We start from the raw sequence: 21,270 nt of genomic DNA, 5'->3' as shown, positions 1-21,270 counted from the left end.
CAAAATTCTCCATTAATTTAAATATTTTTTCAGTTGTCTTGGCATATAGAAATAATTTACAAATACTAGTACCAAAGCTCCAGCAACAATAATTATAAGTCCATTCATACTCAATCCAAACTTATAAATAATAGCTAAAGCACTGACGATCCATTGAATGCTTAAAATTATTGTACTTAATTTTGTAAAAGAAGCAATCTTATCTTTACTACTTACTGGATACAAACGTTGCATTAAGTTCTGCATAACCTCTTTGAAATATGGTTTTAACTGGAATCCAACTAGATAGATGAATAACATTTCAACAATCAAAGAGATATAGAAATTATCGATCAAACAAAGCATAATCGCTTGAATAATTGTCAAACGCAAGAAAAGACCGATATACTCATTATTTCTAACAAAACCACGTGCAAACAAATACAAATAAGTATTAGAACTCCTTGGCTTAATAAAGTTAAAGAGTCCATCTAACCACTTACGACGCTTAATTTTACTATTAACTCCAGGTACATCTGTAAATAAGTTGTAAAAACGTTTGATGCGAAACATTCGTTGATTCTCAGTTTCAATTGCATATTTCCACTGTAATTGTCCACTTGTTTCCAAAGGCTTTACGCGCATGTTCAAGAATAAGTAATAAATCACCCCAACAATTACCATAACAGCACTTAAGAAATAAGTTGAAGCAATCAAAGAAATAACTAAAAGAACATTTGAAACTAGACGCATGTTCAAACTGCCAAAATGATCTTGACCGTATAACGCCATTAAATTGACGTTTAAAGATCCTAATTTGAAAACAATTAGACCAATTGCAATCAAAACAATATCAATGATTTTCATTCCTGCTGCCCTTGAAGCAAAAGCTGACAATAAAAAGTTAACTAAAGCTAAAGTTACGATTGGAATAAAAACACTATAATTTTTAGCAGCCTTGAAATACTTATAAAATTCTTTTTCCTTAACTAGTAAAAATGTACTATCTGGCTCTTCCAATAAAGTAGCAATTCCACCCACTTGCGTTGCTAAAAATAACAATAGGATAACGATTGGTTTGCCTATGACTAGTTGATGGTGAATTGTTCCCAAAAGATTAGAATACCAAAATCCTAAAGCACCTATCAAGACAATAAATGCAAGGACAAAATTATCATTAAAAATAAGTCTTAAATATTTAAATTGATCGAGTTGATGTCTTCTCAACCTTTCTTGCCATAAGTTTGTCATTAGAGATCCTCATGCGACATCTTGATATAAATGTCATCAAGATTACTATCCTGTTGCATATTGAACTTAGCTTTGAGTTGATCTAACGTTCCATCAGCTCTAACTTGACCATGGTTGATCAAAACAAATTTATCCGCATGATTTTGAACGGTTGCCAGGACGTGTGTTGACATCAAAACAGAACATCCTGCCCTTTTTTTAGCTTCAACAATATTCAAAAGATCGTTGACCGCCAATGGGTCCAAACCGGTAAAAGGTTCATCGATAATGAATAAACTGGCATCAGTCATAAAGGCACAGACAATCATAACTTTCTGTTTCATACCTTTAGAGAAGTTTTGTGGGAACCAATCCAACTTGTTATCCAAACGGAAAGTTTTTAATAACTCAGTTGCATTAGCCCAAGTTTTATCATGATCCAAACCATACGCCATAATTGTTAAATCAATATGCTCTCTTAAGGTCAATTCAGGATATAAAATTGGCATTTCAGGAACATATGCAATCTTCTTCCGATATTTTTCAACATCATCATGCAGACTGATACCATCTATTAGGATTTGTCCTCCTCGTGGGGTTAACAAACCGATAATGTGTTTGATTGTTGTTGATTTACCGGCACCATTTAAACCAATTAAACCAACGACTTGACCACTTTCAACATTAAAGGTCTCTTTTTTTAAAACTGATACTTGACCGTATCCTCCGGTCAGTTCTTTTACTTCTAAAGTCATGGATTAAACCACCTATTATCTGTTTTTAATAATGTTAATATGATAGCATTGTAGTAAATATATTGCTGTTTTTGAAAGGAGTTTTTTACATGGATGATTGTGTTTTTTGCAAAATTATTAACGGAGATATTCCTAGTACTAAAATCTACGAAGATGATGATGTACTAGCATTCTTCGATATTTCACAAGTTACACCGGGCCACACTCTTGTAGTGCCTAAGAAACATGTTAAAGATATCTTTGCCTATGACGAAGATTTGGCTGAACGTGTTTTCAAGAAGGTTCCTATGATTGCACGTGCTATCAAAGCATCAAATCCCAAGATCATTGGTATGAATATCTGCCAAAACAATGGTGAGATTGCTTACCAAAGTGTTATGCACTCACATATCCATTTAGTTCCTCGTTATTCTAAAGACGATGCCTTTTCAATGCACTGGGGTGATAACACTGGTCTAGCTAGTGCTGAAGAATTACAAACTCGTGCTGACAAGATCAAGGAAAACTTGGAGGATTAAAATGAAATTTCTTACTGGATTCGTAGTTGGTACCATTTCTGGAGTTGCACTTCATTTTGTCCAATCAAAAGATGCGCTATCTAGTGTCAATGATACCAAGATATTTCAGAATATAAAAGATTTTAAGGATATATTAACTGACTTACAGAAAAATGCTGCAGTAGTTCCAGAAGTAGTTTCCGGTATTCAAGCAGATTTATCTAACTACTCAGAAAGTATCAAACCAGATGTAGAAGAACTTCAGGAATCTATCGCCGAAATGAAATCAAACCTCGACGAGTTAAACAAAGATTGAAGTTAATTATGAAGTTTTTGTGATTTTTTCATAAAATGATAAACTATTAACGAGTTTTTATGGTAGTCTTTTCAACTGTAGATATATTTATTTAATTAAGGATGTGTAAAGATGAATAAACGATTAACTAAATGGATCTTGGCGCTTGCTGGTCTATTTATGATAACTGTAGTTGCTGCTGGATGTTCAAGTAACAAGACTGTTGCTACACTTAAGGGCGGAAGAATTACCCAAGAAGAATACTACAAGGAAATGAAGAGTTCTTCTCAAGGTAAACAAACACTTCAATCAATGATTATCACAAAAGCCTTTGAGGATCAATATGGTAAGGACGTATCAACAAAACAAGTCGACAAGGAATACAACAAATACAAGAGTCAATATGGTTCTTCATTTAGTTCAATTCTTCAACAAAACGGTATGACAACTGCCCAATTCAAGAAGAATATTCGTACAAATCTTCTTACAAGGGTTGCTTTGAAGAAGAACAAGAAAGTTACAAACAAAGATCTTCAAAAAGAATGGAAGAATTACCAACCTAAGATTACTGTTGCTCATATCTTAGTAGCTAAGAAATCAACTGCTGAAGAAGTTATTACTAAACTTCAAGACGGTGGCGACTTCACTAAGCTTGCTAAAGAATACTCAACAGATTCTGCTACAAAGAACAAAGGTGGTAAGTTAGCAGCCTTTGATAACGATACAACAAGTATTGATTCAGACTTTAAGACAGCTGCATACAAGCTAAACAAAGTCGGTGATTACACAACAACACCTGTTAAGACAAGTTATGGTTACAGTGTTATCAAGCTTCTTAAGAAACCTGCTAAGGGTAACATGAAGGATCACGAAGCTGAACTTAAATCTAAGATTTATGCTTCATGGCTACAAGATTCAACAACAATGCAAAAAGTTATTTCTAAGGTATTGAAGAATGCTGATGTTTCTATCAAGGATAGCGATTTGAAAGATGTTCTTTCAGGTTACGTATCATCATCTTCAACATCAAGCAAAAAATAATTAATTGAAAAGAACTCTGGATATAACATCCAAAGTTCTTTTTTTTTGAGGAAAAATATGGATTACATTGAATACATTGATAATTTTAAGTTGGAACCTAATCAAAGTTTTATAAGTAACGTCAAACGCTTCTATCAAGAAACTGAAACCATATCTACCTTCCATCACGGTCAGATGGTCGCCAAAGAAGCTGTCAGCCTTTCAAAAAAACATTCTGAGCAAACTTTACCAGGCAGGACTTCTGCACGATGTCAGCGCATTTATTCCCCAAAATAAACGTCTGTCAATTTCTGAAAAACTACACATTTCTATTTTAAAAGAGGAACGCCAAGTCCCTCTTCTATTACACCAGAAACTCTCAGCCTATATTGCGCAAGAATGTTTTCAAATTAAAGATCCTTTGATTTTGAATGCTATCGAATGTCACACCACTTTGAAAAAGAATTTTAACAATTTTGATTTGATTATTTTTTTAGCTGATAAAATTGCTTGGGACCAATCAGGTACCCCACCTTATTTGAAGGACTTAAACAATGCCTTACAGGATTCACCACGAAAAGCGGCGTTAGTTTATATTGATTATTTATTATCACACAATCCATTGATAATACATCCTTGGCTATTGGCGGCTCAAAAACAACTAATCATATAAGAAAAGCAGTACCAATTGAATTCAGTCACAGATATGACTTGTTCAATTGGTACTGCTTTTTATTACTAACTATGTTTATAAAATGAACGATTATCTAATCCAAAGATTCTTTCAGAGAACTTACCTTCTTCAGTTTTATCTAAAGCCTTAGTAATCATATTGATAGAAGCATCCATCATATCTATATTATGTAAAACTTCAGCCTCCAATATCTTAGGACGCTCAGGTGATCCATATTCAAGCAAGCCATGATGTGACAAAATCATATGTCTCAAAAGAATCATATCTTCACTTTCAAGACTAATGTCAAGATCTGTTGCCGCCTTGACGATTTCTTCATCAACAATAGTAATATGACCCAACATATTGCCTTCAAAGGTATATTCAATATCCAAGCTACCTGTTAATTCAATAATTTTGCCAAAATCATGTAAGCAAGCTCCAGCTATCAATAGAGCTCGATTAATTTGTGGATAGAGATCAGAAATTTTTTCTGCCATGCGTACCATACTCAAAGTGTGAAAAGCTAAACCACCTTGAAAATCATGATGATTACTCTTAGCGGCAGCACTAGTAAAGAATTGATCATGATACTTTTTAAATAAATACCTAACGATTCTATTCCAGGCACCATTAGTAATTTGTAAAAAGACATCCTCAAATTCATTTTCCATATCAGCACGTTTCATAGGTGCCGTTTGGACGAATTGCGACATATCTACAGTATCAGCATCCAGAAGACCTAGACGAGTAATGTTAACTTGTGGTTTCCCTTGATACAAATCACGACGACCTTCTAATTGAACAATGGCACCAATATGGTACTTCTTAGCATCATCTTCACTAGCATCCCAATACTTACCAGGAATTTGTCCTGACTTATCTTCGAAAACTAATGATAGAAAATTCTTGCCATTTTTGGCTAATCTAAAGTCGGAACGTTTAATAATAACTTCCAAACTCATTGTTTCTCCATTGTTAAAATCAATAATATGTTTACTCACTAGGCTTCCCCCTTCAATTTTAAGATATGATCCTGTGGCAACGAACTAGGCTCATTGGCAGTTACATAAATTACTTGGTTATCTTTAGCAATTTTTTGAATCAATTCAAAAACATTCTCTGTTCTTGAGATATCAAAATCAACAAATGCATCATCAATTAGAATTGGCAATTTAATTAGGTCAGCTATCTCTGTAACAAAAGCCAAACGTAAAGAAATATACAATTGAACTGTTGTTGCCTGTGATAATTCGTGAACATCAAAGCGGTTTTTAGATTGGCTAAAAACTGCAATATCATTATCGTGAAAATCTATCTTAACATAATTATTATTTGTCAATAAAGCAAAGTACTGTGTAGCTTTTTGCATCATCTTAGGATAACGATTCTCAGTAGCAATATTTAACATTTCTCGAATCCATTTACTTGCTAAGGTTTTAGACAACCATTCATCATAATTTTCAATGATATCAACTTTGTTCTGAGCCAACTGATCAACCACTCGTTGATATTGGGTATTATCCAAAACTTGTTGCATCTGTTCCTTCAATGAACCAATTTGGCGACTTAGCTCATTATTCTTATCAGTCAAAGCTTCTTTTCTCATAACCACTTGTTGTAATTCTTTAATCAATTCATCATGATTGGAATATTGTTGTAATCGTTTTAAGTCATCACCTAAAAAGGCCTTGTCTTGTTTAATTTGATTAATAACTTTTTGATTCTTAACTTGAGCCGTATGCATTTGAACAAAACGTTCTACACTTACCAATTGATACTTATCAACGATTTGCGATATTTCTGCATTTATTTCCTGCAAACGTTGATTCCGATTATCAGTAATTTCTTGAGTTTCTGACTGGTTCTGTTCATTCAAGTCAGCTCGCGCCTTTATTTGATCCAATCTTGTAAAGTACTTTTCGATCTGCTCATTATAATTATCATTTTTATATGACTTATCTAAAATGTTTAACTCTAACAAAATGTCATGCCATTTATTTAAATCAACTTCAATTGCTTTAATACCATCGCTCAAACTAGTTTGAGTCGAGCGATAATTGGCTAACTGAATAACTGTACTTTGAATATTAACAATACTTTCCCGATTTAGAGATTGATAACCCTTTTGTTTGAGAAAATCATAATTAACCATATTTTGAGTGGATTTAAGATTATGACTTTGATAAAAGTACCAACCACCACAGCCAATTGCTAAAATAGCAAAAATAACTTTTAACGGATTACCTGTCACCACAGCCAAAATTATAGCAATACCACAAATCAGCAATGGTAAACTGTTGGTCTTTACATGTTGTTGCGGATTAATTTGGTCCAACTCTTCACTTGATAATGGCCGCATATCTTCCGATAATTGTGGATTATTTTGAAATAATTGATCAACTTGTGTATCTACTTTCAACAATTTAGATTTCATATCATCGCGATGAAACTGCAAGTTTTGTAATTCGAATTTCTGATTGCGAATGTAATCCATACGTTTCTGATTAGCTCTATAATTGATTAACATTTGTTTTTCAACATTATTCAATTGCGCCACACGATTTGTTGTTGTCGTCTCTTGCAATGTGCTTAATTCTTGATTGTCAGTTAAGAATTTTTCCCAATCTTCATTACTAATTTGAACATTATTGCCAATTGGTTGTTTATTTTTCTCTAATTCTTCAAAGCGTTCCCACTTCTTATCTAAATTACGTAAGAAATTTTCCCGTTCACTAACTTGTTTCAATAATTCAGCATTACTGTCAAATTCAATTTGAGTCTGCTTAGATTGATCCTTAACCTTCTGATAAGCAACTTGCTGGTTTTCAAACTCCGCTTTTTCCTCAATTAAGTCATCACGTTCTTTGAGCTTAGCAATTAAAGGTTGTTTTTGACCTCGACGCTTATAGATATTCTCCGCTGAGATTGTCATTTGATCGGCTGTAGCTAACCATTCTTTACTTCCCACAGCACCAACAGACATGATCTCTGTTTCTAACTGATTCTCATCTAATCCATAAATGGAAAAAATGTTTTTATCGTCAAAAACATGAGTATGTTCAAAATCATCTTTAGTAAAACTACCGATAATTTCTTTTAACATGGATTCAGGGACTTGTTGCTCATCATGGAAAAGGGTCAATTCTCCATCACCTTTACCATCAACTCTACGAATAGTCCAACTACTATTATCGTCAGCTTTAAATACTAATTCACCACCATATTGACTGCTCGTCTTAGGCTTATATTGTAAATACTTGTTATCCCCTCTAGCTGATGCAAAGCCAAAGAGAATACTTTTTATAAAATTTAAGAGGGTCGTTTTACCGGCTTCATTGGAACCAAAAATAACTTGATAATCTTGTTGAAAGTCAAATTCCTGGTCGACCCATTTACCAAAACCATATATTTTTGCTTTAACTAGTTTCACGATTACTCTCCAGTATATTTTTGATTAATTGTATTTTTAGTCAGTCTAACAATACGTTTTAGAAAATCTGGCTGATTAATATGCTCTCGAATAACATCCGAACTGTAAAGTCTACTATCTAAATCCTTGATATCATCTAAGTTAATAGACTTTTGTTCTGCCTCATCCCAATATTTTTGATCAATTGCGGCCAATTGAGGATTACTATTATATTTCAAATAAATCTTATAAAGAGTACCTGGCATTGCTAGATTTTGTAGTTGTTGTTTTAACTCATTACGATTAATTGTCTTAACAACATCCGCATCCAAATTCTGAGCGTTTTCAATTGTTAAGGTCAATAATACATTAGGCTTATCCAAAAATTGTTGTATCTTTTGAATCAATGAGTCTACTGTATCATCTGCAGTAACACTTAAACTGGCTTTTTCCCACGTATAAATACTACTCTGAACAAATTCTAATTGTGTAGCACCATTCTCAACTGAAACAAGATAAAAGCCTTTAGGAGTTGTTTCGTTTTGATTGCGACCTTGAATATCGCCTGGATAAACGATCATTGGCTTTTTATTCAAAACCTGGCGCTTATGAATATGACCTAAAGCCCAGTAATCATATCCTTTTTTCAATAAATCATTGATTTTAAAGGGAGCATAATTATCATCACCAACACCTGCATGCAAGATGCCAATTTGATAATCTACGCCCTCGCGTTCAGGATAATCTTGAACGAGATTTTTATTAATGTGTTGTTGATAGTAGCTGAATCCAGCAACGCCAACCTTTTGACCATCTTTAGTGGTCAAAGTTTTTTCTGTGGGTTCTTGACCAAAAACTGTCACATTATCAGGAAAGTCGATAACTGAAAAATTACTGCGATAATAATCATGATTACCGTAGACCATCAAGACTTCAATACCAGCTTGCTTTAACTTTTCAAATTCAGATTTTAAAAACATCTGTGCTTTTAAAGAACTGTCCGTATCATCAAAAATATCTCCCGCTAATATGACAAAATCGACTTCTTGTTCTAAGGCAACTCGAAAAAGCTTTCGAGCTGCTTCATAAGTTGAAGCCTTTAATTTAGCTTGTAATTCTTTTGAAAAATCACTTATACCCACAAATGGTGTGTCTAAATGCAAATCAGCTGCATGCAAAAACTTCATTCTAAAACTCCCCCGTAAAAGAAAAGGACTTGAGCAAAATACCTAAGCCCTAAGTCCTTATTATTTATCTTGATAAATTTCGGCGATTGGTTTTGAAATGATTTTGTTCAATTCATCCATCATCGAATTCATCTTTTGCTCTTTTTCCATTAAGTTTTGAATTTCACTGTAATTTGAAAGTTGATCTGTTAATTCACGCATTGAGTTGATATCATCATCCGTGATTTCTTGGCCTTGCATTTGTTTTTGTTGAAGTTCAAATTGTTTGTTTTGAACCTTATCAAAAAGCTTGTATGCTAGGTCGTTAGCCTTAACAGCTTCAAAAGCAAGTTTTAATTCGGAAACTTCTGTTGTCTTTCTTAAATCTTGTTCAAGTTGATTGGCACTATCATAAATGTTCATACAGTCCTCCTATTGACCAAAAAAGTTCTTAATATCATTATACCATTCTGTAGCTTTATTTTTAACGTTGTTTACGCCATCTTCAATAGATTTTGTAATATCTTTATTTCCAGAATCATCTTTATCCGCTTGAGCCAAATTGGCAGCATCCTTCACTCCAAAATCAGTACCCTTTGTTTCTGGTAAAATGTTTTCCATCTCATTTTTGAATAAAGCTGCTAGACCATTTTCACTTGTACCTGGTATGAAATGATTTTGATCTGTCTTGTCGAAACCGATCCAACTAGCAACGACTACATCTGGAGTATAACCAATCATCCATTGATCCTTTGTACCGTCGTAGCCCCATGAACGGGGAACTTCGGTACTGCCGGTCTTACCTGCTATTTGATAACCTGAAGGTTTGGCAGCTTTACCAGTTCCCTCATTGTAAACACCAAGCATCATACTTGTCATCTCTTTAGCAGTATTCTTACTAATGATCTGTTTAGTTGAATTATTAGTATTATCGACAATCACAGTTCCGGTTGAATCAACAATTTTAGTAATAAAGTGTGTATTAGCTAGTTTACCTTCATTGGCAAAAGCAGTATAGGCACGAGCCATTTGCATTGGTGAAACACCATTCTCCAAACCACCCAAAGCTAAAGCCAAATTTTGATCATTCTTGTGAATCTTAATTCCAAAATTTTCAACAGAGCTAACACCTTTTTTCACACCAATCTTATCCAATAAAGCTACCGCAGGAACATTTTCACTTTGGATCAAAGCTTTATACATTGGAATTGATTTTTGATATAAACCATCAGCATTAGTTGGCGTATATTTATTTTTACCAAAACTAGTGATTTCATCAGGTAATTCTGAATCATAACTATAGCCATTCTCAATTGCCGGTGTATAAACGGCTAAAGGTTTAATAGTAGAACCTGGCTGTTGTTGCATCTGTGTTGCACGATTATAGCCTCTAAAGGTATGATCGCCACGCCCACCAATAACAGCTAAGACACCACCGGTTTTAGGATCTAAAGCAATTGAAGCACCTTGAATCTTAGTACCATCACTAGCATTAGCTGGGAAGAGATAACTATTACTGAATGAATCCTGCATATTTGTTTGCATCTTTTGATCTAGGGTCGTGTAAATTTTATATCCCTTATTCAAAATATCGTCTTCTTTGAGACCATATTTATTTACAGCCTCAGATATAACAGCATCAAAGAAATATGGATATTTATAAGAACTGCTTTCTGCATAATTATCATTTAAGTAAATTGGTGTATTCTTGTAATATGTAGCTTGTGATGAAGTTAATTTCTTATTTTCAACCATTAAATCCAAAACCAAATTACGTCTAGCTTTCGAATTAGACATACTATCAATCGGATTATAGCTATTAGGAGCTTTTAAGATACCTGCCAAAACAGCACATTCAGCCGGATTTAATTCGGAAGCATTCTTACCAAAATACTTTTCAGAAGCGTCTTGAACCCCCCAAACTCCATTACCAAAATAGGCGTTGTTTAAATACATCGTCAGAATTTCTTTTTTAGAATAAACATGATTAATTTCGATTGATAAAAATAATTCTTCCCCCTTACGAGAAAGTGTCTGCTTCTGTGTTAAAAGTGAATTCTTTGCCAATTGTTGTGTTAGAGTACTACCACCACCGCTAATGCCATGATGTATCAAATAACCTAACGCGGCACGTGCGTAACCTTTAATACTAAAACCAGGGTTAGTCCAGAAAGTACGATCCTCAGTAGAAATTACCGCATTCTGAATATTTTTAGAAATTTTATCGTAACTAACATATGTTCCTTTATTCGCATATAGCTCCCCTGCATCGTCACCATCTTTATCCAAGACTGTCGTTTTAGTCTGCAACGACGACTGCAAGTTTTGTACATTTGAAGTTTTAGCTTTATAAGTCCAAAAACTACTTAAAACTAGTATTGCTGTTAAAACCAATAAGATAATCCAACGGGTAATTTGGAATCTTTTCCAATACTTTTTAATAAAAGACCAAGCAACTAGTAATTTCGGTTTGAGCCAATCCCAAAACCTATTTTCATTATTCATTGTTTAAATACCTCTGTATAAGAACAAATTTTATCACATTATCGACATATTTTTTAATTTACTCATCATTATTTAAGGAGAACCCTTTCAATGTATCAGAAGAAAATCACTTATTATTCAAAACATTACGAAAAATTAACCCTAAGACAACTTCTTAAAAAGTGGTTAATTCCTAAAAAATGGCAACATTTATTCCGCATACAACATGATGTTTTAATTAACGATATCTACCAGTCTTTCAATACCATCGTCAATGACAACGATGTAATTACTTTGAACTTTAACTTCGAGCCTAGAACCGAACAACACTATTTACCTGGTCATGATCCAGTCGATGTTGCTTATGAAGATGATGATATTATTGTCGTTAATAAGCAAGCTGGTAAAAAAACACACCCTAATCTCAAAACTGAAGATGATTCCCTAATGAATGATGTAGAAAATTACTTGCAAAATGCTCATCCCTACATGGTTCATCGTATCGATATGGAAACCTCTGGTTTAGTTTTAATTGCTAAAACGCCCTATTTAGTACCAATCTTCAACCGTCAGTTAAGCAGCAAGACGTTACATCGTCAGTACCTAGCTGTCGTTAAATTAAATCTTCCAATCCCTAATTCCGGTACAATAGATTTGCCTATTGGACAAGATCCCAATGATGTTCGCAAACGTATGATAACTGATGATGGATTAAGGGCTATCACCGAATATGAAGTAATCGAAAAAAATAATAATTTTGCCCTACTCAAGCTCAATTTGCAAACCGGCCGGACTCATCAATTACGGGTTCACTTATCACATATGGGTTGGCCTATTGTCAACGATCCCCTCTACAACTCAGATTCTAAAAATGGTAAACTATTATTGTTTGCTGATAAATTAACTTTTGAGGAACCTTTCACAGGCAATTCAAAAATAATTGAGGCAAAATTATCGAAAGATATGTATAATTTAATATGTGCTTATTTTAAGCAACCAAAAAGCTCATCTAATCCCGACAATTAGATGAGCTCTCTTTTTGTCCAAAAAAGTTTAGGAGTGAAATAACTTTTTTGGTTGGACTGTACTAAAGGATGGACATAATCATTTTTATAATCGCCCCGACAGCAATTAATAAAATATATCCCACCACCAGCTTAGTAACAGCTTTAATTACTAAAGGATATGTCTTTGTCTTTATCTGTTCTTTTAGATAAGGACGTAGATCATCCCATATATTTGGATAAAGCAGTACGAGTAACAGTGTAATGTAAGGTACTACTTTGAGAATTGCCAAAATGGGAATTAGCAGGAAGGCTAAGGCCCAACTAGCTTTGAACAAACTCATAGCATTAGTTCTACCAATCTTGTAGACCAATGTGTGACGACCATTTTTTATATCTGCTTCTAGATCAGAAGTTCCATTGCTGAGCTCTGCACAGAAAAAGGCAAAGGTATTTGGCAAACTTACCAAAATAACAGAAATGGCTGTACTAGAATCAAATTTACCAGTTTCGGCTAACCCTAAGTAAGAGTACGTCACCGGAATCAGTTGGGTAATGGCAATAGCTACCACTGCTTCTCCAAACATTGTGGAGTTAAGTGGCTTGGGACCCGCTGAATACAATAGTCCAATTCCGATACCGACAATACCGAGAACTAAAGTTATCCAACCCGTCTTATAAATTAAGAATGCCCCAATCAATAATGGAAAAATGGCCAAACCGTACATCCATTTTTTAACTATTGCCAATGATTCACGATTAATTCCAATCGTACTAATTTTGCTACGATACTCTTCACTAGTTGAATTACGATAATCCATATAATTATTATGAAAATTAATAAATAAATGAATAAAGAAAACAGCTATGAAACCTAAAATACCGTATACGAAATTGTAAGTTCCATAATTTAGATAGGCAAAGACTATTGCTAATATCAACCACGCTATATCTAGTGTGGTCGTTTTTATCTCTGATAGTTCGCTAAAGAGTTTTCTATCCAAAATTAATTCACCCTACATTTCTTCCGGAGCCTTAACACCAAGAAGTGCTAATGACATTTGTAATACTGTTGAAACTGATTTGACTAAAGCAAGTCTTGCTTTCAATCCTTCATCGTCAGCCAAAATTCTGCTGTGTGCATAGTATTGGTTGAAACTCTTAGCAAGCTTCAAAACATATTTAGCAATAACTGAAGGTTCGTATTCCTTAGCAGCACGTTTTACTACTTCTGGGAAATCTTGAAGCATCTTGATAGTATCCCAAGCTTGATCATCAGCAATAGCTAAATCTTTTGCATCAGAGTAATCAACATTAGCTTTTCTCAAAATACTTAAAGCACGAGCATTTGTGTATTGAACATAAGGACCAGTTTCACCTTCAAAACGAACAACTTCTTCCAAATTGAAGTCAAAACTATCACGACGATCATTCTTCAAATCATGGAAAACAACCGCACCAACACCAACAGCTTCAGCTACGGCATCTTTATCTTTCAAATCTGGATTCTTTTCTTCAATTTGTTTCTTGGCAAGATCAACCGCATCATTTAGAACATTATCTAGCAAGATAACATTACCTTTACGAGTTGAAAGTTTCTTACCACCAGTTGTAATCAAGCCAAATGGAATATAAACAATATCGTCGGCCCAGTCATAACCCATTTTCTTAAGTACAATCTTAAGTTTTGTAAAATGCTCTGCTTGTTCACTACCAACAACATAAAGTGATTTAACAAAATCAAAAGTATCCTTACGATACTTAGCAGCAGCCAAGTCACGAGTAATGTAAAGTGTGGCACCATCAGTCTTCTTGATCAAAGCTGGTGATAAATCATATTGTGACAAGTCAACAATTTCGGCACCGCGACTCTCTTCAAGCAAACCTTTTTCTTCAAGAGTATCAACAATAGCATCCATCTTATCGTTGTAGAAAGATTCACCAGTAAAGTGATCAAACTGAACATCTAGACGATTGTAGATTGTTTGGAATTCTTTCAATGATAATTCTTTGAACCATGACCAAAGAGCAAGAGCTTCTTTGTCACCGTCTTCCATCTTCTTGAACCAAGCACGAGCTTCATCATCAAGTTCAGGTTTTTCTTCAGCTTCTTTATGGAAGCGAACGTAATACTTCAATAGATTATTGATAGGATCAGCTTCAACTTCTTCAACTGAACCCCACATCTTATAACCAACGATCAACTTACCAAATTGTGTTCCCCAGTCACCCAAGTGATTGATCTTAACAGGGTTATAGTTCAATTTAGCAATAATTTTAGCAATTGAATTACCAATTACAGTTGAACGTAAATGACCCATTGACATAGGTTTAGCAATGTTAGGTGATGACATATCGATTGGTACGTTACGTCCCTTACCTTCATCAGCGTTACCATAATTTTCTTTATCATTTAAAATTTCATTTAAGACAGAATTTGAGAAAGCTTTCTTATCTAAGAAGAAGTTAATATAGGCTCCAGTATTAACAACCTTCTCAAAACCAGTTGTTTCAATCTTGCCCACTAAATCCTCAGCAATCATATTTGGTGCTTTATGTAAGGACTTAGCCAAAATAAATGTTGGAAAAGCATAGTCACCAAGATCTGATGTTTTAGGCTTCTCAATTAATTTTGTAACTTGTTCCTCTGTAATTTCGTCAGGTAAAACTTTGACTAAAGCGTCAACTACTTGTTTTTTAAAATCCATATTTTCCTCCTATTAGATAAAAAAAACGCCTCTTCCAATAATATATCCTTATTGAAAGAGACGAGATTTCCCGCGGTACCACTCTAATTGATTAATATCCACTCATTAATTAACATATTCAATTTACATTTTTATTAAGAAAGGATGCGACTTAGTCATTGAAATAGTCAACTTACACCAAAATTTGACCTCGCTTGAAAACAATTAACTAATTAGTCCCTCTTTTGCAAAAACATGATAGCACATAAAATTACCAATAACAATAATTATTATGAATAATATCACATCATTTGATACAAAAAAACGTTGATCTGAAACGACCAACACTTCAAAACTTGTATAAAGCGAACTACGAGAATCGAACTCGCGACACTAGCTTGGGAAGCTGGTATTTTACCATTAAACTAAGTTCGCATGTCACAACTAGTTAATTATACAACATAATATTCCAAAAAGATAAGTTTTATTTAAAATTATCTTGAAAGTTTACAATATAAATTGCTTTTTACATTTCGTTACCATAGAATCAACAGTGATAGTAGATTTATATCAACATATTGTGCATCAAGGAGAAGATTATAATGAAAAAAACATTGGTTACTTTATTAGCCGCTGTTTCATTAATGGGTGGATTTGCCACAGTGGCTACTGGTTGTTCAAATACCAAAAGTACTCAACAAGTAGATCAACACTCTGCAAAGAAGATTACAAAAGATGAAATCAAGGGTCATGATTACGTCGGAGTAAGTAGTGACAACAAGGATGAATACATCACCTTCTTTACTGGCAAAGACAAAAAGAAAGTTCAATTTGTTCGTGTAAATAAAGATGGTTCACAAAAAGTAATCACTGACTTTAAAAAAGCCAAGATTGTTATGAACAAAAAGAATCCTAAGAAATTCAAAATTGATGGTTTCAGAATTATGATGGAACCCGATTTTGATTGGACTTTCGTTAAAGTTGGTAAAACAACAATCAAAACTTCTACTAACAAAAAATGGAAATTATATAACGGAACTCACAAACAAGCTGTGAAAGCCGTACAAAAGAACGCTAAATAGATATATTCAAAAAAGCTGATGGAAAATCCGAAAGGATTCTCTGTCAGCTTTTTTTCACTATACAATTTGTAAATTATGCTTTAAAAACAAAAGAAATGATCCGCGGTTTCAAACTGTGGATCATTTCTTGATTAATAACTAAATTTTATTACGTTAAAATTATGCAGTCTTTAATTTGCTAACTGCCTCTTCAATTGTTTTACCGTTTGCAAAAACTTTTGTATTTGTATCTACAACGGTAAACATTTGAGATTTAGTATTCAAGCTTACTTGATATTTCATTTGTCTACCTCCTAAATAATTTGTTGTTAACTCAACGGATGAAATAAGTATATTACTAATTTTATAAAAAGCAAGCCCTTACATTTATTATTTTTCGTTCAAAAATTTCCCTTATCGGTAGAATTTTTCCTAGAATCTCGATATAATTGAGTCAATAAATAAGGAGAAGATGCAAAATGAAGAACATGTCCAAAAAAGAATATCCGTCGTGGTACCCTCGTAAACGAGGGCATAACACAGTAGAGTTTAATAAACCTGATAAATGGTATGAATGGTCGGCCATTCTTGATATTATCTTTTTTGCGATTTTTTTACTTATAATAAATCACTAACATACAAATATATTTGACACTCAGAAATGAGTGCCTTTTTTATTTATATCATTAGTTCTAGTTCTAATTTTCTAAAAATTGAATACAATTTGTCTTTAATGGAAATTAATCTTTTCATGTAAAGTTTTAGAACACAACATAATTTTTTTGTTCAAAAAAGCCCAAGATAGTAATCATCTTTGATGACCACAACCTTGGGTTATTTTGGTATCTTATTCTCTTTATACGTCATATTGTGTTTCATGAATACCAGCATTCATCAAATCATAAGGCGTCTTCATAGTTGACGAATCCCATGAGGCAATCCCCACAATCATAGAAATAGCCATTGTTGAAAGTGAATCATTAGCCTTAACGTTTTTTTCAAAGCCTTCTTTAATTCGACTAGTAGCAATTCCGGCTCCTTTATCATCTGTATATAATAAAATTGCCCAAGTCGGATCATCACTGTTCAATAGATACGTAATATCGTTGGTACGCGTTTTTTCCTTAATAGAGTCAGTAGTTAATTTAAGCAATAATTTTGTTTGATTAGGGCTCATCATCCTTCTTAAATCATTAAAATAACGAATTTTAATAATAGCCGTTGTAACTGGAATATCAAAACGACGATTAGTTTCCGCAAATACCGCTATATCTTCAATATACGCTACTGTTGTTCTCAAATTCGTCTGCTCATCAAATGCTCCACGTTCAATTAAAGCCGTTCTCAGCTCTCCATTAGACTTTTGAAGGGCTACTTGGTTTTTAGTCATTGAATAAAGTGCCAATGATAAAAATATCGGTATAACCATCCAAAAACTCAACTGCCAAGGAATCCGTGCGGTTTCACTGACATATTGATAAACCATAATGATGGCCTGAATCGCAATGAAAACAATATTAGAAATCAAGCTAGGCAAAATGCCAAAGAAGTAAGTGATCATCAATAACATAACTGTACAGAATAAATAAATTACATTTAACAATATATTACCGGTCAGTGCCATAAGAATCGCCGTGGCACTAAATAAAGAAAGAAAAATTAATAAACCGACATCTTGTAGAAGTGAACTTTTTTCATCATCATTATTGTTTTCCGCCATGCTTACTTCCTCCGTTCAAATGACCTTGCTTTCTAGCAGTCAGAATAACCCCTACTCCAATTAGAATTATTACAATCAAAGCTAATCCCAAATATAGGATCAATTGAGAGTTTTTACTGAAAGTACGTTTATTTTCAAGAGACTTATCAATAGCTTTGTTCTTCTTAAAACGATATCCATAATGGGCATTATTCATATCAACAACTATCGCATCTCCAGTAAACTGTTGAATATTCTTTTGAAAGTTGATCTGTGTTGAAGCTAGATAAACATCTTTAGCATTGCTTCCTGTAACAACTAACATTCCACGTTTGTCATTATATGGTGAACGCATCAATTGAGCCGTTCCAATATTTTTCCCATAATCTTTTTCAATACTTAATTTTTCATTAGAAACAATTCGATTAAAGCTCTTCGAATACTTGAAATAAAGATTAGGATTCAATTTTTTAATCATTGGATTATTTTGAGGTGTACCCAACACAATCACATTACTATTCTTCAAAATACTCTGACTTGGCATTGATTCATAAAATTGAATTTTCCCTGTATTGCTCTTTGCAAAATTGCCAATCAAATTAAAAATATTAGTTAATGTCTTAAAATCATCCGTGTTCAAATTCTTAGGAGCTACCACCGCTATATCATCATAAGTTTCATTATTGATAAACAACGTCGGATAGTTGGTAAATAGCAGATCATTGCTTCGTTGTGACTTCACTAACATTTTTGAATCTGGACTGACTTGTGCCCATGGCGTATTACTATTGTCAGAAGTATCTTGATCTTTCATTTCAAGGTCAAAAGCTGCTCTGACAGTAAAACTACTTCCTAGTGACAATCCACGTGGTAATTTAACAGTCAGCGTATCGTTATTAGCATGAACGGCACTCAATTTCTTACTACCGATCACGGTATTGTTAACGTAAAGTGTTACTAATGATCGATTAAAATTCAAATTCTTACTGTAATTGAAATGTAGTGTTATTTGCGATCCATCGGCGTTTGACCGGTCATTAGGAAGCTGCACTAAATAGCTAGTCTCCTTATGACCAGCACCTTCTATTCGATCGGCTGACGTCGTCAGATAATGTGTGCCGTTGTCATGTAAGGATGAAGTATAAGTATCCGTCGTTTCTTCAACATCCTCACTATCCTTATCAGTTTCTTTCATTAACTCTTCATTAGCAACGAAACGGGCTGCTTTTTCTAACAGCGTCCCCGATTTAGCCGTAACAATCAAATAATGTTTGCCATCAGTATAGTATGTTTTAATAAGAGCCCTATTTTTCAATTGATTAGGATCAATCTGTTTTTTCAATTCATCTGGCAAATGATTATATTTAGCAACCACTAGCATGTAGTCGTTCTTAGCCGCGTTCAACTCTGACGCTTTGACAACCGGAATCTGATCATTTTCAGTCGTAATAATTCGAGATTCACCTGATAAAGCAATCATACTAGCAGTTAATTCTTTAGCTGTTGGATTATCGGCTGTAGCTATTTTAGACCTCTGATAAGCAATCGTATCTTGACCTGAAAAATGAGCATAGAAAGAACTTAATGTATTCTCTGCTTCTTTAAGTTGATACTCAAAATTTATATTTGAACCATTACCAATGGTTAACCAGTTTGCTGGTGTCTGTTGCAATTGATAATTTTTATCTGGCATTTGATCCAAAATCTGGCCATTAATAGTCAAGCGATTACTGCCGCTGACTAGATCTAATGGCACAGTTATCTTTTCAGTTTGAAAGCCTGTTTTATCCTTAGGTCTAAAAGAATAGAATTTTACACCATTCAAAGAGACAGTAATATCAGATGCCTGACGATTAGCTAACTGTGAAATTTGATAATTGAAATTGAAAGTAACTTTTTTCAAATCCCAATAATCCATCTTCGTAAAGTACATATTAGCTTCAACTGATTTACCAGAAAGCGTCGTTATACTATTTTGAAATTGCTGCGTGTAAGTCTGATTGTCCGCCGCCTGTACTGAAGTTGGTTGTAACAAAGTTATTGCGGCAATAAAAATGGCAATCAAAGTCGCCAAGCTATTTATAACGTTTCGTTTTATACCATTTTGCTTGCTTATGAAAGACTTGTTCACGAATATACCCCACCATTCCGTAAGCGGCTACTGCTAGCCACATTTGACTATAGACTAAATACATAAAAATAATTAATAACAGATTACTAAAAGTTAATTCTCCCCGCTCAGTTGTTATCGTTACAAAGGTACTGATAACAAACATCAAAACGGCAAATAACCAAAGATAATTACTGAAACCTTGTAAATTCGAATGAACGATTCCAGCCACTGATAAAACAAAAATTGAATCAGACAAAACTAAAGATGTCATCAACAAGAAATAAATCGTCAAAAAATATAAAAGATCAAAACGAATTGGACGCCCTTTCTTCTGAAAAAGCAACTTAGCATTTTTGATAATAACGTATATATTTCCTTTTACCCAACGGGTACGCTGATGGAACCAGACATCCAAAGTTTGAGGTTCCTGTTCCCAAGTAACTGCTCGTGGTTGAAATTTAATTCTGTAACCCATTTGATAAACTCGAAAACTAATTTCGGTATCCTCAGCCAAAGCTTTAACATCCCAACCACCAACTTTTTCAATCACACTACGACGAATAACATAATTAGTTCCTGGAATCGTACATAGATGGAATAATTGTTGGCGTCCCGCTTGGGCCATCCATTGGAATGAAAGAGTTTCAATATTGATAAAACGTGTCAACAATGTCGCACTCTTATTCCGCGTTCTAAATTTGCCAATTACGGCCGCTAATTTATCATCTGATAACAGTTCTGCTACTAGAATTCGTAAGGCACCGTGCTCGGGTGTATTATCAGCATCATAGATTGAAATAATGCTTCCTTTAGCGCTCTTTAGACCAATATTTAAGGCATTAGACTTACCTTTACCCCCAGTAACCTTATCAGTATTGATGACCTTTAAACGTGCTTCGCCAAATTGATCCTGTAAATTTTTCAGCAAATCAGCTGAGTTATCACTGGAATTATCATTAATAACAATGACTTCATATCTATCCTGTGGATAATCAAAACTCAACAAAGACAAAACAGTTTTAACAATAACAATGCCCTCGTTATGAGCTGGCACCAATATCGATACGAATGGCACTTGTTCTGGTAATTGAGGATCAGGTTTTGTAACGTGTCGTAAATACCATGTATATCCAGCAACAGTCAAAATCAAATTAACTACTAAAGTTCCCCAAATTGAAATAACCGCAATCATCAG

The 21,270-nt window shown here is 33.9% G+C and carries 20 protein-coding genes and 1 tRNA gene; 7 read left to right on the top strand and 14 right to left on the bottom strand.

Annotated features, from left to right (window positions below):
- Window positions 1–12: 12 nt before the first annotated feature.
- Both LKACC16343_RS12075 and LKACC16343_RS12070 read right to left on the bottom strand, forming a co-directional pair.
- A complete protein-coding gene (locus LKACC16343_RS12075; RefSeq protein ID WP_056951413.1) occupies window positions 13–1,230 on the bottom strand; it encodes an ABC transporter permease in 1,218 nt (405 codons plus the stop codon).
- On the bottom strand, window positions 1,230–1,964 hold the full coding sequence (locus LKACC16343_RS12070; RefSeq protein WP_056951416.1) for an ABC transporter ATP-binding protein: 735 nt from the start codon (window positions 1,962–1,964) through the stop codon (window positions 1,230–1,232). The genes LKACC16343_RS12075 and LKACC16343_RS12070 overlap by 1 nt, the downstream gene beginning before the upstream one ends.
- A gap of 89 nt (window positions 1,965–2,053) precedes the next feature.
- Here LKACC16343_RS12070 and LKACC16343_RS12065 point away from each other — a divergent pair, with 89 nt between their 5' ends.
- From LKACC16343_RS12065 to LKACC16343_RS12050, 5 genes are all read left to right on the top strand, one after another.
- Window positions 2,054–2,482: an HIT family protein gene (locus LKACC16343_RS12065; RefSeq protein ID WP_056951418.1), complete on the top strand. Its 429-nt coding sequence runs from the start codon at window positions 2,054–2,056 to the stop codon at window positions 2,480–2,482.
- Window position 2,483: 1 nt separating this feature from the next.
- On the top strand, window positions 2,484–2,777 hold the full coding sequence (locus LKACC16343_RS12060) for a hypothetical protein (RefSeq protein ID WP_056951420.1): 294 nt from the start codon (window positions 2,484–2,486) through the stop codon (window positions 2,775–2,777).
- 111 nt (window positions 2,778–2,888) lie between these two features.
- Window positions 2,889–3,797 (top strand): peptidylprolyl isomerase PrsA, encoded by a 909-nt coding sequence (locus LKACC16343_RS12055; protein ID WP_056951422.1) that lies wholly within the window; start codon window positions 2,889–2,891, stop codon window positions 3,795–3,797.
- A 57-nt stretch (window positions 3,798–3,854) separates the two neighbouring features.
- On the top strand, window positions 3,855–4,073 hold the full coding sequence (locus tag LKACC16343_RS14620) for a hypothetical protein (RefSeq protein ID WP_056951424.1): 219 nt from the start codon (window positions 3,855–3,857) through the stop codon (window positions 4,071–4,073).
- Window positions 3,988–4,449, top strand: coding sequence for an HD domain-containing protein (locus tag LKACC16343_RS12050; protein WP_338064418.1), 462 nt, complete (start codon window positions 3,988–3,990; stop codon window positions 4,447–4,449). The genes LKACC16343_RS14620 and LKACC16343_RS12050 overlap by 86 nt, the downstream gene beginning before the upstream one ends.
- 65 nt (window positions 4,450–4,514) lie before the next feature.
- Here the strand turns inward: LKACC16343_RS12050 and LKACC16343_RS12045 are convergent, their stop codons facing one another.
- Genes LKACC16343_RS12045 through LKACC16343_RS12025 form a run of 5 tightly spaced genes read right to left on the bottom strand, consistent with a single transcriptional unit; the run spans window position 4,515 to window position 11,532 of the window.
- Window positions 4,515–5,453 carry a 3'-5' exoribonuclease YhaM family protein gene (locus LKACC16343_RS12045; RefSeq protein WP_173585299.1) on the bottom strand — a complete coding sequence of 313 codons (939 nt, stop codon included), beginning with the start codon at window positions 5,451–5,453 and terminating at the stop codon, window positions 4,515–4,517.
- A complete protein-coding gene (locus tag LKACC16343_RS12040) occupies window positions 5,453–7,882 on the bottom strand; it encodes an AAA family ATPase (RefSeq protein WP_056951429.1) in 2,430 nt (809 codons plus the stop codon). The genes LKACC16343_RS12045 and LKACC16343_RS12040 overlap by 1 nt, the downstream gene beginning before the upstream one ends.
- A gap of 2 nt (window positions 7,883–7,884) precedes the next feature.
- A complete protein-coding gene (locus LKACC16343_RS12035) occupies window positions 7,885–9,048 on the bottom strand; it encodes a metallophosphoesterase family protein (RefSeq protein WP_056951431.1) in 1,164 nt (387 codons plus the stop codon).
- Between the two features lie 60 nt (window positions 9,049–9,108).
- Complete coding sequence (locus LKACC16343_RS12030; RefSeq protein WP_056951434.1) at window positions 9,109–9,450, bottom strand: YlbF family regulator; 342 nt, start codon at window positions 9,448–9,450, stop codon at window positions 9,109–9,111.
- 9 nt (window positions 9,451–9,459) lie between these two features.
- A complete protein-coding gene (locus LKACC16343_RS12025; protein WP_056951436.1) occupies window positions 9,460–11,532 on the bottom strand; it encodes a PBP1A family penicillin-binding protein in 2,073 nt (690 codons plus the stop codon).
- Between the two features lie 90 nt (window positions 11,533–11,622).
- Between LKACC16343_RS12025 and LKACC16343_RS12020 the strand changes: the two genes are divergently transcribed.
- Window positions 11,623–12,537: an RluA family pseudouridine synthase gene (locus tag LKACC16343_RS12020; RefSeq protein ID WP_082604489.1), complete on the top strand. Its 915-nt coding sequence runs from the start codon at window positions 11,623–11,625 to the stop codon at window positions 12,535–12,537.
- A 61-nt stretch (window positions 12,538–12,598) separates the two neighbouring features.
- Here the strand turns inward: LKACC16343_RS12020 and LKACC16343_RS12015 are convergent, their stop codons facing one another.
- From LKACC16343_RS12015 to LKACC16343_RS12005, 3 genes are all read right to left on the bottom strand, one after another.
- Window positions 12,599–13,519 (bottom strand): prenyltransferase, encoded by a 921-nt coding sequence (locus tag LKACC16343_RS12015; RefSeq protein ID WP_056951438.1) that lies wholly within the window; start codon window positions 13,517–13,519, stop codon window positions 12,599–12,601.
- Between the two features lie 12 nt (window positions 13,520–13,531).
- Entirely contained in the window at window positions 13,532–15,223 is a 1,692-nt protein-coding gene (gene argS, locus LKACC16343_RS12010; RefSeq protein ID WP_056951439.1) for an arginine--tRNA ligase, read from the bottom strand.
- A gap of 343 nt (window positions 15,224–15,566) precedes the next feature.
- Window positions 15,567–15,637 (bottom strand) — tRNA-Gly (locus tag LKACC16343_RS12005).
- 167 nt (window positions 15,638–15,804) lie between these two features.
- On the opposite strand from LKACC16343_RS12005, the gene LKACC16343_RS12000 reads away from it, so the two are divergent.
- A complete protein-coding gene (locus LKACC16343_RS12000) occupies window positions 15,805–16,284 on the top strand; it encodes a hypothetical protein (protein ID WP_056951441.1) in 480 nt (159 codons plus the stop codon).
- Between the two features lie 159 nt (window positions 16,285–16,443).
- Here the strand turns inward: LKACC16343_RS12000 and LKACC16343_RS14615 are convergent, their stop codons facing one another.
- The 4 genes from LKACC16343_RS14615 to LKACC16343_RS11985 all read right to left on the bottom strand — a co-directional run bounded on the left by LKACC16343_RS14615 (window position 16,444) and on the right by LKACC16343_RS11985 (window position 21,267).
- Window positions 16,444–16,566 carry a hypothetical protein gene (locus tag LKACC16343_RS14615; protein WP_256970563.1) on the bottom strand — a complete coding sequence of 41 codons (123 nt, stop codon included), beginning with the start codon at window positions 16,564–16,566 and terminating at the stop codon, window positions 16,444–16,446.
- Window positions 16,567–17,119: 553 nt separating this feature from the next.
- Window positions 17,120–17,983 carry a hypothetical protein gene (locus LKACC16343_RS11995; RefSeq protein WP_056951443.1) on the bottom strand — a complete coding sequence of 288 codons (864 nt, stop codon included), beginning with the start codon at window positions 17,981–17,983 and terminating at the stop codon, window positions 17,120–17,122.
- The gene (locus LKACC16343_RS11990; RefSeq protein ID WP_087721296.1) at window positions 17,967–20,099 is read right to left on the bottom strand and encodes a cellulose biosynthesis cyclic di-GMP-binding regulatory protein BcsB; all 2,133 of its coding nucleotides are present in this window, start codon (window positions 20,097–20,099) and stop codon (window positions 17,967–17,969) included. The genes LKACC16343_RS11995 and LKACC16343_RS11990 overlap by 17 nt, the downstream gene beginning before the upstream one ends.
- A complete protein-coding gene (locus tag LKACC16343_RS11985) occupies window positions 20,038–21,267 on the bottom strand; it encodes a glycosyltransferase family 2 protein (RefSeq protein WP_056951446.1) in 1,230 nt (409 codons plus the stop codon). The genes LKACC16343_RS11990 and LKACC16343_RS11985 overlap by 62 nt, the downstream gene beginning before the upstream one ends.
- Window positions 21,268–21,270: the final 3 nt, after the last annotated feature.

This window comes from Companilactobacillus bobalius, assembly GCF_002179915.1.
In the GTDB taxonomy this organism is placed as follows: Bacteria; Bacillota; Bacilli; order Lactobacillales; family Lactobacillaceae; genus Companilactobacillus; species Companilactobacillus bobalius.
Note: the sequence above shows the minus strand (reverse complement) of the source record. Positions and strands in the feature narration are given on the sequence as shown.